The organism is Novosphingobium gossypii (assembly GCF_050433305.1).
Lineage (GTDB): Bacteria > Pseudomonadota > Alphaproteobacteria > Sphingomonadales > Sphingomonadaceae > Novosphingobium > Novosphingobium gossypii.
The window spans coordinates 116,601-130,491 of sequence record NZ_JBNPXM010000003.1; the positions used below are offsets into that span (position 1 = coordinate 116,601).

General features: G+C 64.5%; 13 protein-coding genes. 5 read left to right on the forward strand and 8 right to left on the reverse strand.

The window, feature by feature from the left end:
- Positions 1-52: 52 nt before the first annotated feature.
- Positions 53-2,953 carry a TonB-dependent receptor gene (locus tag GGR40_RS08105; protein WP_429275717.1) on the reverse strand — a complete coding sequence of 967 codons (2,901 nt, stop codon included), beginning with the start codon at positions 2,951-2,953 and terminating at the stop codon, positions 53-55.
- Positions 2,954-3,303: 350 nt separating this feature from the next.
- Here GGR40_RS08105 and GGR40_RS08110 point away from each other — a divergent pair, with 350 nt between their 5' ends.
- A complete protein-coding gene (locus tag GGR40_RS08110; RefSeq protein ID WP_429275975.1) occupies positions 3,304-3,657 on the forward strand; it encodes a cupin domain-containing protein in 354 nt (117 codons plus the stop codon).
- A gap of 35 nt (positions 3,658-3,692) precedes the next feature.
- Here GGR40_RS08110 and GGR40_RS08115 read toward each other — a convergent pair whose 3' ends face one another.
- From GGR40_RS08115 to GGR40_RS08135, 5 genes are all read right to left on the reverse strand, one after another.
- A complete protein-coding gene (locus GGR40_RS08115; protein ID WP_429275718.1) occupies positions 3,693-5,246 on the reverse strand; it encodes a carboxylesterase/lipase family protein in 1,554 nt (517 codons plus the stop codon).
- A 118-nt stretch (positions 5,247-5,364) separates the two neighbouring features.
- The gene (locus GGR40_RS08120; protein WP_429275719.1) at positions 5,365-6,375 is read right to left on the reverse strand and encodes a sugar kinase; all 1,011 of its coding nucleotides are present in this window, start codon (positions 6,373-6,375) and stop codon (positions 5,365-5,367) included.
- Positions 6,376-6,412: 37 nt separating this feature from the next.
- Positions 6,413-7,183 (reverse strand): 2-dehydro-3-deoxy-D-gluconate 5-dehydrogenase KduD, encoded by a 771-nt coding sequence (gene kduD / locus GGR40_RS08125; protein WP_429275720.1) that lies wholly within the window; start codon positions 7,181-7,183, stop codon positions 6,413-6,415.
- Positions 7,184-7,262: 79 nt separating this feature from the next.
- The gene (gene kduI, locus GGR40_RS08130) at positions 7,263-8,099 is read right to left on the reverse strand and encodes a 5-dehydro-4-deoxy-D-glucuronate isomerase (protein ID WP_429275721.1); all 837 of its coding nucleotides are present in this window, start codon (positions 8,097-8,099) and stop codon (positions 7,263-7,265) included.
- Between the two features lie 95 nt (positions 8,100-8,194).
- The gene (locus GGR40_RS08135; protein WP_429275722.1) at positions 8,195-9,214 is read right to left on the reverse strand and encodes a LacI family DNA-binding transcriptional regulator; all 1,020 of its coding nucleotides are present in this window, start codon (positions 9,212-9,214) and stop codon (positions 8,195-8,197) included.
- A 274-nt stretch (positions 9,215-9,488) separates the two neighbouring features.
- Here GGR40_RS08135 and GGR40_RS08140 point away from each other — a divergent pair, with 274 nt between their 5' ends.
- On the forward strand, positions 9,489-10,286 hold the full coding sequence (locus GGR40_RS08140; protein ID WP_429275723.1) for a 2-keto-4-pentenoate hydratase: 798 nt from the start codon (positions 9,489-9,491) through the stop codon (positions 10,284-10,286).
- Positions 10,287-10,336: 50 nt separating this feature from the next.
- The gene (locus GGR40_RS08145; RefSeq protein ID WP_429275724.1) at positions 10,337-11,674 is read left to right on the forward strand and encodes an MFS transporter; all 1,338 of its coding nucleotides are present in this window, start codon (positions 10,337-10,339) and stop codon (positions 11,672-11,674) included.
- Between the two features lie 245 nt (positions 11,675-11,919).
- Here GGR40_RS08145 and GGR40_RS08150 read toward each other — a convergent pair whose 3' ends face one another.
- Positions 11,920-12,108, reverse strand: a complete 189-nt coding sequence (locus tag GGR40_RS08150) for a hypothetical protein (RefSeq protein WP_429275725.1) — start codon at positions 12,106-12,108, stop codon at positions 11,920-11,922.
- On the opposite strand from GGR40_RS08150, the gene GGR40_RS08155 reads away from it, so the two are divergent.
- Both GGR40_RS08155 and GGR40_RS08160 read left to right on the forward strand, forming a co-directional pair.
- Positions 12,103-12,795: a LuxR C-terminal-related transcriptional regulator gene (locus tag GGR40_RS08155; protein ID WP_429275726.1), complete on the forward strand. Its 693-nt coding sequence runs from the start codon at positions 12,103-12,105 to the stop codon at positions 12,793-12,795. The two genes, GGR40_RS08150 and GGR40_RS08155, sit on opposite strands and share 6 nt — an antisense overlap.
- 153 nt (positions 12,796-12,948) lie before the next feature.
- The gene (locus tag GGR40_RS08160; protein WP_429275727.1) at positions 12,949-13,182 is read left to right on the forward strand and encodes a response regulator transcription factor; all 234 of its coding nucleotides are present in this window, start codon (positions 12,949-12,951) and stop codon (positions 13,180-13,182) included.
- Between the two features lie 35 nt (positions 13,183-13,217).
- Here GGR40_RS08160 and GGR40_RS08165 read toward each other — a convergent pair whose 3' ends face one another.
- On the reverse strand, positions 13,218-13,886 hold the full coding sequence (locus GGR40_RS08165; protein WP_429275728.1) for a 4'-phosphopantetheinyl transferase family protein: 669 nt from the start codon (positions 13,884-13,886) through the stop codon (positions 13,218-13,220).
- Positions 13,887-13,891 lie beyond the last annotated feature (5 nt).

Here is a 13,891-nt window from a genome sequence, read left to right on the forward strand (position 1 = left end):
AAAAAGAGCGTGGCCCACCGCTGGAGCAGCGGGCCACGCATCAGGGAGGAGATCAGATCTTCGCGCGCGCGCCGAACAGGATCGTGCGGCCGAAGTGATTGTTCTCGTAATTGCGGTTCGCGTAGACGTCGTTGAAGCGGTAGCGGTAGGTGTCAGTCAGGTTGTTGCCGTCGATCGACAGCTCCAGCCATTCGAACGCCTTGTAGCGGATCGCGGCATCGACGCTGGTGTAGGAGCCATAGCCTTCGAAGATGTTGCCGGTAGCGCTGGTCGCATCCACGAACGGCCCGCGATAGCTGACCGAGCCGCGGATGCTGAACTTGCCGTCATCGTAGTAGAGCGTCGCGTTCCAGGCCTTCTTGGACACGCCCAGCAGGGTCTGGTTATAGACCGCAGAGACACCGGTGAGCGCGCAGGCGCCGGTCGTCGCGTTGCGGGTACATGCCGAGGTTGCCGGCCCGGTGATGGTATAGTCGGCATCGCTGTCGATGAAGGTGGCGTTACCCTGGAAGCCGGTCTTGCTGAGGAAACCCGGCAGGAAGCTGAAGGGCAGCTGCAGCGCCACTTCCACGCCCTTGAGCGTCGCACCGGTGCCGTTGACCTGCGACGACACCACGTATTCTTGGTTGGGATCATAGTTGATGTAGGCAGGCGTGCTCTGCCCCAGCACGTCGCGGCCAAGGCCCAGCTGCGGCAGCGTGGCGACATAAGTGCCGGCGACCGGGAAGCTCTCGATCTTCTTGACGAAGCCGGCCACCGAGAACAGCGCCTGCGGGGCGAAGTACCACTCCACCGAAGCATCGAAGTTGGTGGCGCGATAGGGATCGAGGAACGGGTTGCCGAAGTTCACGCGGTAGTTGAACCCGTCCACCGAGCCGCCGGGGTTGAGGTTGCCCAGCGACGGGCGCGTGATGACCTTGGCGATGGCCCCGCGCACGATCACGTCGTGGCGCGGGTAGAACGCCAGGTTCATCGCCGGCAGCCAGTCATCATACGTGCGCGAAACGGTGGCCGCGACGCCTGCGGTGTACCCGGTCGACTTCTGGTCGGTGTGGGCGTAGCGCACCCCGAAGTTGCCAGCGTATTCCAGCCCAAACAGATCGCCCTTAACGTCGAACTGCAGGTATCCGCCCGAGGTCGTTTCCCGCACGCGGCGGTTGTTGCCCAGATCCTCCAGCGCAGTGCGACCATATAGGTTGGTGTAGGCCGCCGCCTTGGAGATGTCGGCCACCAGCCACTGGTTGGTGGTACCAGACGGCTGGCCCGCATCGCCCAGGTTCACCACTTGCGAGATGTCGGACGTCACCGGCAGACCATAGACGCTGGACGAACAGGTCACCGTGCCCAGAATCAGGTCGCGCGTGCCGTTGGCCCCGCACGCGGCGGTATCGCGCATAAACAGCTGGGTACGGAAATCGTAGCGCCGCCACACCGCGCCGGCCTTGACCGTGAAGCCTTCGGTCAGATCCCACTCGGTACGCAGCTGCGCGGTCTTGAAGCGGTTCTTGACGTAGGACGGACGGTCGCGGATTTCGGCGAGCTGGAAGTTAGCCGGGTTGGTGACGTCGGTGGCATAGCTGAGCACCGGCGACTTCATGTCCGAATAGTCGTAGCTGAAGCCGTTGGCGTTGCGGTTGTCATAGGCGAACGTCGTTTCCACCGGAATATCGGCGTTCGACTGCGACATGCCGCCCAGAGCGGTGAAGCGGAAGGTGTCACTGATCTCCTGATCCCACGTCGCGCCGACCTGCCAGAACTCGGTTTCCGACTTGCGCAAGTAGCTTTCGGTGCGGACATAGGCATTGTCGAACGTGGCGCTGACCATGTTGCCATTGTCGTCATACGTGGGGTTCACCACGTTGAAGCGGCGCTCGTTGGAGCGGGCCAGCACTTCGAGCCACTGCTCGGCGCGGTCTTCCTTGAACGAGGAGTAGAGGCCGTCGATGGAGAACTTGGTCTTGTCGTTCGGCTCGAACTGGATCGAGCCGGTCAAGCCCAGGCGGCGGCGGTCATGCTCCACCACGCCATAGCGCGGGATGCGCGGGTGGAAGGACAGGGAGGCCTGGTCGCACGCGGCGGAGGGGCGATAGCTGCCTCCGCTGCTGACCGGGCTGCCGCCGGTGGCGCCGGGCACCGAGTAGAAGCACGGCGTTCCGCCCACCGAATTAAAGTACGCCTGCGCCCAGCGGACAGAGTTGTTCCCGCTTTCGATCGTGTCGGTGTGCGAGTAGGCCGCCGAGATGTTGGCGCCCAGCGTTCCCGCCTCGTTGCGCCATGACAGCAGCCCGGCCACGCGCGGGCCGACGTTCTTCGACAGGTCGTTGTACGATCCCTGCACGTTGAGCACGGCGGTCAGCCCGGCCTTGCCCGCCAGCGGGTTGCCGGTGTTAAGATCGACCACGGCGCCCAGCGACCCTTCGTCGAGGCTGGCTTCAGCGGTCTTGTGGACCACCAGGCTGCTGAACAGCTCCGATGCGAAGACGTTGAAATCGAATGCGCGGTCGCGGTTGGCGGAGGCGCCGTCGGAGCTGGTGGCGATCGTCTCAAGCCCGTTGACGCGCACGCGGGTGAACTGGGCACCCAGACCGCGCACGGTGATCGCGCGGCCTTCGCCGCCATCGCGCTGGATCGAGATGCCGGGAATGCGCTGGAGCGATTCGGCCAGGTTCTGGTCGGGGAACTTGGCCATGTCTTCGGCCACGACGGCATCGACCGCCGAGATCGATTCGCGCTTCACGTTAAGCGCGGCCTCAAGCGATTTACGAAAGCCGGTGACGACGATCTCGTCCGCGACGGCCTGATCCACTGACTGGTCTGCCGTGGCGGCGTCCGCCGCCGCCTCGCCGGTTTCCTGAGCCAGTGCGGCTTGCGGCAGTACGCCTGACGCGGCAAGCGCGCTGCCAGCGAACAGGGCAGCCTTCAAAAGCGAAATTCCGGTAACATGCCTGCGCATGACATTTTCCCCTCACAGCCCCGCCAAGGGCTAAAATGATACCGGTGTCAGAAGAGAGCGCGTAGCTTTGCGACGCTTGCTTCCGGCACCTCTACTCCCGCTTCTTGCGAAGCCTTGCGGGCCATCCATGAAGAATTGCCCCACCTGTTCCGAGATCATCCTTGCGATCATTGGTAACCGGTGTCATCAGTATGTGACGCAGGGAGGCCGCCCTGTCAATACCTCGGTCGAAACGCTTTTTTGGGAGACGAATCCATGGAAAAGAGCCGTTCTACGCGCATTGTCCTGATCCTGCTGGAGCGCTTCCTGTGATCGCCGCCGCCCTTGCCCTGCTTGCAGCAGCACCGCCGATGGCCGTGATCGACGAGCGCGACACCGTGCGAGAGGAGGCCACGCCTCACGGCAAGATCGGCATGAGCACCGCCTATCGCATCTCCGACGCCGCGCCTGCCCCGCGCACGATGGAGTTTCGCCGCCGCATCCTGCACAAGGGCGCGGCCATCGGTGAACATCCCATCGCCCATGACGAGGTTTACTACGTGCTTTCGGGACAGGGCGAAGTGGTGTCCGACGGCCAGCGCGCGACGCTGCGCCCTGGCATGACAGCCTATCTCTACGACGGCGCCGTGGTGGGCATATGGCAGCGCGGCGAGGAACCGCTGTCGCTGGTCATCGCCTATCCCAACCCGCCGAAAACGAAGTGATCCGCAGGCCGCCCCGGATCAGGTTCGGGACGGCGTCAGACCCCCGGCTGCACGTAAGGCGCAGTGGCCCACAGTTCACGCTGCCAGCGGCGGGGGTCGTTCTCCAGCCGTGATGCAGCGTCGAACACCATCGTGGCGCGATCGGGCAGGCGGTAGGGCGCCCATTCGGCCAGCCCCGGCCTGCCGGTCTTCGCAAGGCCGGTGAAAGCGCGCATCATCGCTGCGCTTAACCGCCGGGCCTCGGCATCGACGCCCGAATAGCTGCCCGGCGCGTCGAGCGTACCGAAGACATAGGGAATGTCATCCGTATGCGCCGCCCCGCGCAGGGGATCGATAGGTGAGCGCCGGTCCAGCTGATAGACCCAGGTCGCCTGCGCGCCCGCAGCGGCGCGTTCGTCCGCCTCGATTACCTGTCCCGGCCAGGAGCGGCCCGCGGTCGTCGCGGCGTAGTAGACCTGCTCCGCAGTCCAGTCCGGCGCGCGCGCGCGGTACTGTTCCACCACCCAGACGGGATCGAGGTCGATCTTGATCTCGGGCTGGATGCGCGCGGCGAGGTTATCCCATGACAGACCCTGCACCTTGGCCCCGCGCGGATCGAGGAAGGCGCGGGTTTCTTCGCGCACGTTGCCCAGGATCATCGGCACGCCCAGCGACTGCGGCGCGGCATCGGGCCAGAACGGATGGCGCGGCAGGTTCGTCATGTCGAGCACCGGGCCGAAATAAACCCCGCCGCCCATCACCGGATCGACCGCCTGCAGCCCGTCCACCAGCCGCTCGACCGGCATCGTGCGCAGGCCTTCGACATCGGTAGGCGCCAGTTTCAGCGCTTTCATGAAGGCTTGCGTGCGGGCCCAGGCGTGCCCGGGGCCGCTGGCCTGCACCTGCTGGCCGCTCATCGTCGCGGCGCTGTGGAACAGGCCCTTGGCGGCGGGCATCGCCATCAGCGTCGCGATCTTGGCGCCGCCGCCGGACTGGCCGAAGACCATCACCCGCGCTGGATCGCCGCCGAAGGCGGCGATGTGCGCGCGCACCCATTGCAGCGCCAGGATCAGGTCCAACTGACCCAGATTGCCACTGTCGGCATAGCGTGCGCCGAACGGCTTGAGCCAGGCATAGCCCAGCGCGTTGAGCCGGTGGTTCACGGTTACCACCACCACATCGCCGTCCGCCGCGAGCCTGCCGCCATGCGTCAGCGGATCGGTGACGGAGCCCGTAGTGTAGGCGCCGCCGTGGAAATAGACCATCACCGCCCGCCGGGCGCGCGGGTCGGCTTCGGGCGTCCAGACATTGAGGTAGAGGCAGTCTTCCCGTTGCGCTTCGTCCGCCATGGCCCGTTGCGGGCAGAGTGGCCCGAACTTCGTCGCTGACAGGACAGGACCGTCCCACGGTTCCGCTACGGGCCGGGCAAAGCGTTCGGCACGACCATAGCGGATGCCCTTGAAGGCATGCACGCCATTCTCGACCGCCCCGGTGTAGCGGCCCGCGCGCGGCGCCCTGACCGGTCGGGCCAGCGACGGAAGCGGCGCGGCGGCCGCCAGCATCGCCGCCGATCCGGTGAAGGCACGGCGGGTGATCGTCGGTTGTGGCATCCTGTTCTCTCCCCGATCCGCCTCGTCGTCCCCGATTTGATTCGGGCGCGCTGGCTGTCCTTACACCCGCGTCATCGGCAAGGCGTCATACCGGTAGTTTGCCCGGAATAGCGGGCCCTTACCGTCGCACGTCGCCGCCGCTGGCTGAAAATGCCTCCAGCTCTGTCGGGCCGACAAGACACATATCGCCGGGGACGGTGTGCTTCAGCACGGTATAAGCCAGCCCCGCCTGTGCCGTAGCGACCAGATCTGCGCCGCCCAGCCACTTGTGCAGGACGCCGGCGGCAAAGGCGTCGCCGGTACCGATACGATCGACGATGCCGGTCACATCGACTTCGCTGGTCTGGTGCGCGCCGTCCCGCGCGTCGAGCCGCGCGGCGATACGGTGATGGCCCGAATTGACCACATGCCGCGCGGTCGAGGCGATCAACTGCAGCTTCGGAAACGCCTCGAAGGCTGCCAGCGCCGCCTCGCGCCGCCGGTCGGACCCGTCTCCGGAGAAAGCCTTGCCCAGCAGCAGCGAAATGTCGCGGTGGTTGCCGATCATGACCGTCGCCGACTGCATCAGGCCGGTCAGGATTTCACGCGGGTTGCTGTCCCAGGCATCCCACAACAGCGCGCGGTAATTGCCATCGAAGCAGATCGGCACGCCTGCGGCATCGGCAGCGGCAACCGCCGCCTGCGCCAGCGCCACGCCGCCGGGACCAAGCGCGGGGGTGATGCCCGAAAGGTGGAGCAGCCGGGCACCGTCCAGCGCAGCGGCGAAGTCGAACCGATCCGCCGTGGAGGTCGCGAACACCGAGCCTTCGCGGTCATACGTGATCGACGAAGGTCGCAGGCCCGCGCCGGTCTCCAGAAAATAGAGGCCCATACGACCGGTTTCCCGACCCACATGCGTGATGTCGACCCCGGCGGCACCCAGCGCAGCGCACGCCTTGTCGCCCAGCGGGCTGGACGGCAGGCGCGTCACCATCTTCACGTCATGGCCCAGCGACGCAAGTCCCGCCGCGACGTTGGCCTCGGCCCCGCCCACGACCATCTCCAGCGCGTCGCACTGCACCGTCAGGCGCGCAGGCGGCGTGGCGAAGCGCAGCAGCACCTCGCCGAAACACACCACATGACCCGTCATTCATCCATCCCTTTCAACGCGTTCTCCCGTCAAGGGGTTAGCGCGCGAGCCAGCCGCCGTCGACCGCAAGGATGTGGCCGGTAACGTAATCCGCCGCCGGAGACGCAAGGAACACCGCAGCGCCTGCTATATCCTCGGGCCTGCCCCAGCGCCCGGTCGGGATGCGCTCAAGGATTTGGCGGTTGCGCGTTTCATCGGCGGCAAGCGCGGCGGTATTGTTGGTGGTGATGTAGCCGGGCGCGATCGCGTTGACCTGCACACCCTTGGGCGCCAGTTCGTTGGCCATCGCCTTGGTGACGCCGCTGACGCCGGACTTCGCGGCCGCATAGCTGGGGACGCGGATACCGCCCTGAAAGGTCAGCAGCGAGGCGATGTTGACGATCTTGCCCGCGCTCGGGCCGTCCGTAGCGCGCTCCACCATGCCCTTGGCTGCCGCCTGACTGAGGAAGAACAGCGTCTTGAGGTTGGTGTCGATCACCGCGTCCCAATCCGCTTCGGAAAACTGCAGCAGGTCGTCGCGGCGGATGATCCCGGCGTTGTTGATCAGGATGTCGACCTTGCCAAGCGCGGCGACGGTTTCCGCGACGACGCGGTCCACCGGCTCGATGCTGGACAGGTCGGCCTTGATGTTCACCGCCTTGCGGCCCGTGGCGGCGATCAGGTCCAGTGTCTCCGTCGGTTCCGAGCGGCCCGCAACCGCAACGTCCGCACCCGCCTGCGCCAGGGCGACGGCGATGGCCTGCCCGATGCCGGTATTGGCGCCGGTGACGAGCGCGGCCTTGCCCGTCAGGTCGAAGGAAATTGCCATATGTCCTATCCCGTCAGAATGTGCGTCTCCCGCGCCCCGTTGCGAAGCGCGGGAGGGGTAACCCTGCAGCAGGCTGCGCTTACTGAAGCTGGCAGATGTCCAGCACGTTCATGTCGGTATAGTCGAGGTTCTCCCCGCCCATCGCCCAGATGAATGCGTACTTCTTTGTGCCCGAACCCATGTGGATGGACCACGGCGGGCTGATGACGGCCTCTTCGTTGGCGATCACGATGTGGCGCATCTGATCGGGTTCGCCCATGTAGTGGAAGATGCGGTCGTTCTCTTCCGGCAGCTCGAAGTACAGGTAGATTTCCGAGCGGCGGTCGTGGAGGTGCGGCGGCATCGTGTTCCAGACCGAGCCTTCCTCCAGCACGGTCAGGCCGAGCAGGAGCTGCGCGCTCTCGCACACGCCGGGGATCACCAGCTGGTAGATCGTGCGCTGGTTGGAATTTGCCAGGTCGCCGCGCGCCAGCGGGTTGGCCTGGTCGAGGGTGATGTGCTTGATCGGCAGCGCCTTGTGAGCGGGGACCGACGCGATGTAGAAGCGCGCGCCCTCACCTTCGAAGATCACCTCATTGCTGCCCATGGGCACGTAGAGGCATTCCTTGTTCTTCATCTCGAACCGCTGGCCGTCGACCGTGATCGCACCGGGGCCGCCGATGTTGGTGATGCCTGCCTCGCGACGTTCGAAGAACGACTTGCCCTCGGCGCTCTTGGGCACCGTCTGCAGCGGCAGCTTGAGCGGCTCCGCACCCGGAACCGCACCGCCGATGATGAAGCGCTCGTTGTGCGAGTAGTTGAGGTTGACCTCGCCTGCCTTGAACATGCCGGTGACCAGATAACGGTCGCGCAGTTCTTCGTTGGAAACACACTCCATCATGTCCGGATGGGTGGCGTGGTACGTCTTGCAGAACACTGCGAACTCTCCCGTTCAACTCTTCGCGGCGAAGCGTATCCGGTTCAGGTAACCGGTGTCAACGCCGCGATTCCAAAATAACCGTCCTGAGCCCTTCACCGTGACCGTAGCGGCACTGCGGACGCGCGCCGGATCAGATCGGACAGGAAGAACGAGGGTTCCGAAGCCGCCGTGACTGGCCGGATCAGCTTGGCCGCAGCCGTGCTTGCCATCGTGCGGATCGGCCAGCGCACGGTGGTGAGCGGCGGCCAGATGTGCGCGGCCGTGGCGGTATCGTCGAAGCCGATGATCGACAGGTCTTCGGGGACGTTCAGCCCCCGCTCGCGCGCGGCGTGGAGCACGCCGGCTGCCATCTCGTCATTGCTGGAGAAGACGGCGGTCGGGGGCACTTCAGCTGACAGGAGCTTCTCTCCGGCGGCCTTACCTGATTCGAAGCGGTAGGTGCCGCCCGCCATGATCGCAGGGTCAGCGCTTAATCCCGCGTCCGCCAGCCCCTCGAGGAAACCCTGTTCGCGCTCCTGAGCAGACCGGAAGCCGTCAGGTCCGGCGACGAAACCGATCCGCGTATGGCCCAGTTCCGCCAGCCAGCCGACCGCCTCGCGCACAGCCTGCCGGTCGTTGGATGCGACCAGATGCTCGTCATCGTCCAGTCGCGCCGAACCCATGCGGACGACCGTGCAGCCCAGATCACGACACAGTTCAGCAAGGTCGTCCCGCTCGGACAGCGGCGGCAGCAGCATGACCCCGTAAAGCCGCTGCTGTTCGATGAAGCGGCGGATGTCGTCGTTCAGCGTGGGAGAGTGGCGGTTGACCGGATGAACGACCAGCGCGAACTCGGTGCCGCGGATGGTGTCGAGGATACCCTCCTGCACCCCCAGCACCATCTGCGCGTTGGGATTGTCGTGGATCAGCCCGATCAGGAAGTTGCGCCGCAGCGCCAGCGCGCGGGCCTGCGGATTGGGGACGTAGCCCAACTCGGCGATCACCGTTTCCACCTTTTCGCGGGTGGTCTGGTTCAGCAGCGGCGACTTGTTGATGACCCGGCTTACCGTCTTCTTGGACACGCCCGAAAGGCGCGCGACGTCGTTGATCGTGGGTTTCTGGCCTTCTGCCATGCGGCGTCCTTAAATCGTCTGGCTTCGCACCGGCATACGATGCGAATTTTTCCGGCTTGCCTTCATGCAGCGTGAAAGGCAATATGACACCGGTTACCATTCACAATCCAGTATGTCGCATACGGGGCGTGAAGTCGGAAGTGCGCATTCGGGCACTTGCGCGGGGTGACCATCCCGACAGAGCGGACACTCTGGAAGAACGCGGGTCGCCGAAGCATCGATTGACACCGGTGTCGAGTGATCTGGAACACGGTACATTTGGGTGGGGATCGTTTTGACAGACACGGCTAAATCAGTCGCCGAAGCATTCGTGACGGCGCGGCGCGAAAAGCGCGCTCTGGAAACTTATCCCGGACAGGCGCCCGCCGATCTCGGCGACGGCTATGCCATCCAGGACTTCGCCATCGAGTTCGACGGGCGCGAAATTGCCGGCTGGAAGGTTGGCAAGATCAACCCGCCGCTTGACGTCCAGCTTGCCAGCAACCGGCTGGCCGGGCCGATCTTCAACGACAGCGTGGTGACGATCACCGGAGATGAATCGCCCGAGATGCCGATCTTCGCCGACGGGTTCGGCGCAGCGGAGGCAGAGTTCCTGCTGCATGTCGCGCCGGGCTGGAACGGCGTGGTGCCGAAGGACGACGACGCCACCCGTGCCATCCTGGACGCTGTCCACATCGGCATCGAAGTGGCCAGTTCGCCCTATCCGCGCATCAACGAGGACGGGCCGCCGGTGACCGTCTCCGACTATGGCAACAACTACGGCATGGTCGTGGGTCCGGTGCTGGAAGGCTGGGAGACGATCGACTTCGACGCCATCACCGTGCGCCTCGACATCGACGGGGAAACGGCGGGGCAGGCTACCACCGCGACGATGCTGGACGGCCCGCTGGGCGCGGTGCGCTTCCTGCTGGGCAACCTGTCGGCGCGCGGCATCGACTGCAGCGGCGGCACCTGGGTGTCCACCGGCGCGGTCACCGGCGTGCATCCCGTCATTCCGGGCCAACAGGTACTGGCGACTTTCGAAGGACACGGTACCATCGCGTGCGGCATAGTCGCAGCGACACCGGCCTGACAGGCATCAAAAGGCGACAGATCACAAGACGGTCGCAAGGGAGCAGGGAAATGGATGCAGAAACCCACGGCGTTGCAGGCCGGACGGCCGGCACCGCAGGCTCGACGACAGGCGCCTCGGCGCCGCCCAAAGTCGGGCGCTATCGCTGGGTAGTGGTGGCGCTGCTGTTCGCGGCGACCGCCATCAACTACGTCGATCGCCAGATGATCGGCGTGCTCAAGCCCACGCTCTCGGCAGAATTCAACTGGAGCGAGTCCGATTTTGCCGGGATCGTGTTCTGGTTCCAGATGGCCTACGCGATCGGCTATCTGTCGTTCGGCAAGATCGTCGATACGCTGGGTGCAAGGCTGGGCTACACTGTGGCCATCGTCATCTGGACGATCAGCCACATGGCGCACGGGTTCGCCACCGGCATCACGTCCTTCGCGGTCGCCCGGTTCGGCCTGGGCGTGGGTGAATCGGGCAATTTCCCAGCCGGCATCCGCGCCGTGACCGACTGGTTCCCGCAGAAGGAGCGCGCGCTGGCGATCGGCGTGTTCAATGCGGGCGCCAATGTCGGCGCCATCGTCACCCCGCTGCTGGTGCCGCTGCTGGTGCTGTGGTTCGACTGGCGCATGGCGTTCTTCGTCACCGGCCTGTTCGGGATCATCTGGCTGGCCGTATGGTGGGCCGTCTACCGCCACCCGGACGAACACCCCCGCGTCACCCCGGAGGAACTGGCCTATATCCGCCAGGATCCCGCTGACCCGGTCACCAAGATCGGCTGGGGCCGCCTGCTGGTGGTGCGCGAAACCTGGGCCTTTGCGCTGGGCAAGTTCCTGATCGACCCCATCTGGTGGTTCTTCCTGTTCTGGCTGCCCGGTTACCTGTTCGAGCGCTACGACCTCGATCTCAAGAGCTTTGGGCTGCCGCTGGCGGCGATCTACCTGATTTCCGACGTGGGCAGCATCGCCGGCGGCTGGATGTCCTCCAAACTGATCGCGGCGGGCCGCACGCCCAACTTCGCACGCAAGACGACGATGCTTATCTGCGCCCTGTGCGTGCTGCCCATCTGGTTCGTGCAGAGCGTGGACAGCGTGTGGACGGCGGTGCTGGTCATCGGCCTTGCCACGGCAGCGCACCAGGCGTTCTCCGCCAACCTCTACACCCTGCCTTCCGACGTGTTTCCGCGCGGCGCGGTCGGCTCGGTGGTGGGCATCGGAGGCACCGCAGGCGCGCTTGGCGGCATGGGCATGGCCCTGTTTGCGGGCTACATCCTCGATGCGACGCACAGCTACGAAGTGCTCTTCGCCATATGTGCCAGTGCCTACCTGCTGGCGCTGCTGGCGGTTCACCTCCTCAGCCCCCGGCTGAAGCCGGTGGCCATAGAGGACGCCGCTGCGGCCTGAGGACGCGCGCAAGATAAACGCCGGGTGTCTTCTTCACCTTCAGGGGGGCGGCGCAGGTCAGGGATGGCCCGCACCGCCGCCCTCATAGTATCCACCATCACTTGACTAAGGCGATTGACCCCTAGTTTTTAAGCGATTGTCAAAATATTAATCTTGAAGCATGCTATTCGGACGTCTCGGGGCTAACAGACAAGAAGGGCCTGCGAACCGAAATGCCCGCATCCATTTCCATCGCGATCACAAATTCAATCATTTGCGAAGGGTTGCGGCGCATTTTTACTGATGCAGGCTTTGAAGTCACCGAATGCGTCAACGCCCTTGATGAACTCGATCTTGCAGCGCACGCAGGCCACGATCCCCACCTTCTGGTGATCGAACGCGACCTGCTGCGAACGAACTGCGTTCAGGCCCTGCAGGACGTCCGGCACATGCATGCGGACCTGCGCGTGGTGGTGCTGACCGGCGCGTTCGACTTTGAGGAGATGGTCGCGCTCTACGCGGCAGGCGCCTATGCCTATTTCCCGGACCAGGTGCCTTATCGATCGCTGGTGGCGATCCTGCAGATGGTAGGCGGCGGGCAGAAGGTGGCTCCGCCCGAAGTCATCGATTTCCTGATAAGCCTGCCCGCTTCTTCGCGCCGATCAGCCCCGTCACCGATGCTGGACTCCTATGGCTTTCGGGATCGGGAACTGCGCGTTCTCGAACTGCTGGCACAAGGTCAGCCCAACAAGGCCATCGCGCGCGAGATGACCGTGAACGAGGCTTCGGTAAAGGCGGCCGTGAAGGCCATCCTGCGCAAGCTGGGCGTGGAGAACCGCACTCAGGCGGCGGTAAGGGCGGGCGAACTGCTGGCCTTGTCCAACCCCGGTTCGGGTGACGGTAGAGACGACCCGGTGCAGCCTTCCTTTCCCGGCATGATGGCCGAAGCGGCATCGCGCATGATGGCAGGAAAGCAGATTGCGAATCGCATCGAAGGATCTTCGATCTATCCCGAAAGACGGCGCGCAGAAGATCATCAGTCCACATCGCCGCAAAGACACAGTTCGTTACAAAAGCTGATTAATCGAACGTCTATTTACTTATGTTACGCCCAAGTCTTCCAGATGGCCTGCTTATCCTGATTTTTCGGAATCCCATTCAGGTACGGACACCCGCCCAAAGGGCTGGATATTAGGTATATTCCCTCAAAATATTGCGTGACTCTCCCTAAGAGCAGTGCGACATTCGGTTTATGGAGTTAGTTTACTCCATTCGAAATATTGGGGGTTATCTAGATGTACAGACTAGAGGCTAATGAAAATGTCCAGCTGACTTCACGTGAACTGGACGTTCTGCAGTATGTCGCGATGGGCCGGTCGGCCAAGGAAACGGCGATCGAACTGAAAATCGCCCCGTGCACGGTCGAGCGTCACGTCGAGAACGTGCGCCTCAAGACCCGCACGCGCAATCGCGCCCATATGATCGCCTATGTCATCCGCGAAGGTCTGCTTCAGGCGCAGGCCGGCTGACAAGTCGGCATACTCTCCAGTAACACCTGACTGTTTCAGGAACGGCTTGCAGCCCAAGAAATCAAAAAGCCGCCCTTCGGGTCGATAACATCGCACTCCACGATCCCGCCGTCGATACGCACGCTGCGCTGTCCGCAGCCTGTTCCGCACTCGAACGATGACGGTTCGATCGACAGACCTTTGCCGACCGCTTTGCAACACGCCTCTTTCCGCACCCAGACGGTCAGGAAGGCATGGTCGATCTCTCCGGCCGGACACAGGCCCAACTGCTCCATTTCCCTATCCGTGTAATACGCCGAGGCCAGGTCCATCGCGTCGTGGATGGGACGCACCTGCTCGATGTCGATGCCGATCTCGCGCTCCGGCGACAATGCGACCAGCGCCTGTCCGGCGCTGTAGCTGATGCTGCTTCGGACCTGCGGCGCATCGGGGAGGTACGGCTTGCCGTAGGCGTTGACGGCGTAGCGCTGCTGCCGGGCAGGGATGCCGAATTCCGACTCCACCAGCAGCCGCAGGGCGCCATGCGCCGCGCGGTATCGACGGGCCAGTGCATCGACTGCAAAGCGCGCCGCGCGCTGCCGCTCCCCGTCGTCCAGTAGGGCCGTCAGCGGCTCCTGCGGCCCGTCCAGCGGCTGCACCTGCCACAAGGCGAAGGGCGCCTCCAGCCGCTGTGCCGCGACGCCATGTTCGCGCAGCACCTGCATGATTC

What these genes read in the sequence shown, in the direction of transcription:
- GGR40_RS08110 (WP_429275975.1), top strand. Translation starts at nt 3,304, where the DNA reads ATGGCCGTGATCGACGAGCGCGACACCGTGCGAGAGGAGGCCACGCCT.
- GGR40_RS08155 (WP_429275726.1), top strand. Translation starts at nt 12,103, where the DNA reads ATGCATGCGGACCTGCGCGTGGTGGTGCTGACCGGCGCGTTCGACTTT.
- GGR40_RS08145 (WP_429275724.1), top strand. Translation starts at nt 10,337, where the DNA reads ATGGATGCAGAAACCCACGGCGTTGCAGGCCGGACGGCCGGCACCGCA.
- GGR40_RS08105 (WP_429275717.1), bottom strand. Translation starts at nt 2,953, where the DNA reads ATGCGCAGGCATGTTACCGGAATTTCGCTTTTGAAGGCTGCCCTGTTC.
- GGR40_RS08160 (WP_429275727.1), top strand. Translation starts at nt 12,949, where the DNA reads ATGTACAGACTAGAGGCTAATGAAAATGTCCAGCTGACTTCACGTGAA.
- GGR40_RS08115 (WP_429275718.1), bottom strand. Translation starts at nt 5,246, where the DNA reads ATGCCACAACCGACGATCACCCGCCGTGCCTTCACCGGATCGGCGGCG.
- kduD (WP_429275720.1), bottom strand. Translation starts at nt 7,183, where the DNA reads ATGGCAATTTCCTTCGACCTGACGGGCAAGGCCGCGCTCGTCACCGGC.
- GGR40_RS08150 (WP_429275725.1), bottom strand. Translation starts at nt 12,108, where the DNA reads ATGCATGTGCCGGACGTCCTGCAGGGCCTGAACGCAGTTCGTTCGCAG.
- GGR40_RS08165 (WP_429275728.1), bottom strand. Translation starts at nt 13,886, where the DNA reads ATGCAGGTGCTGCGCGAACATGGCGTCGCGGCACAGCGGCTGGAGGCG.
- GGR40_RS08120 (WP_429275719.1), bottom strand. Translation starts at nt 6,375, where the DNA reads ATGACGGGTCATGTGGTGTGTTTCGGCGAGGTGCTGCTGCGCTTCGCC.
- GGR40_RS08135 (WP_429275722.1), bottom strand. Translation starts at nt 9,214, where the DNA reads ATGGCAGAAGGCCAGAAACCCACGATCAACGACGTCGCGCGCCTTTCG.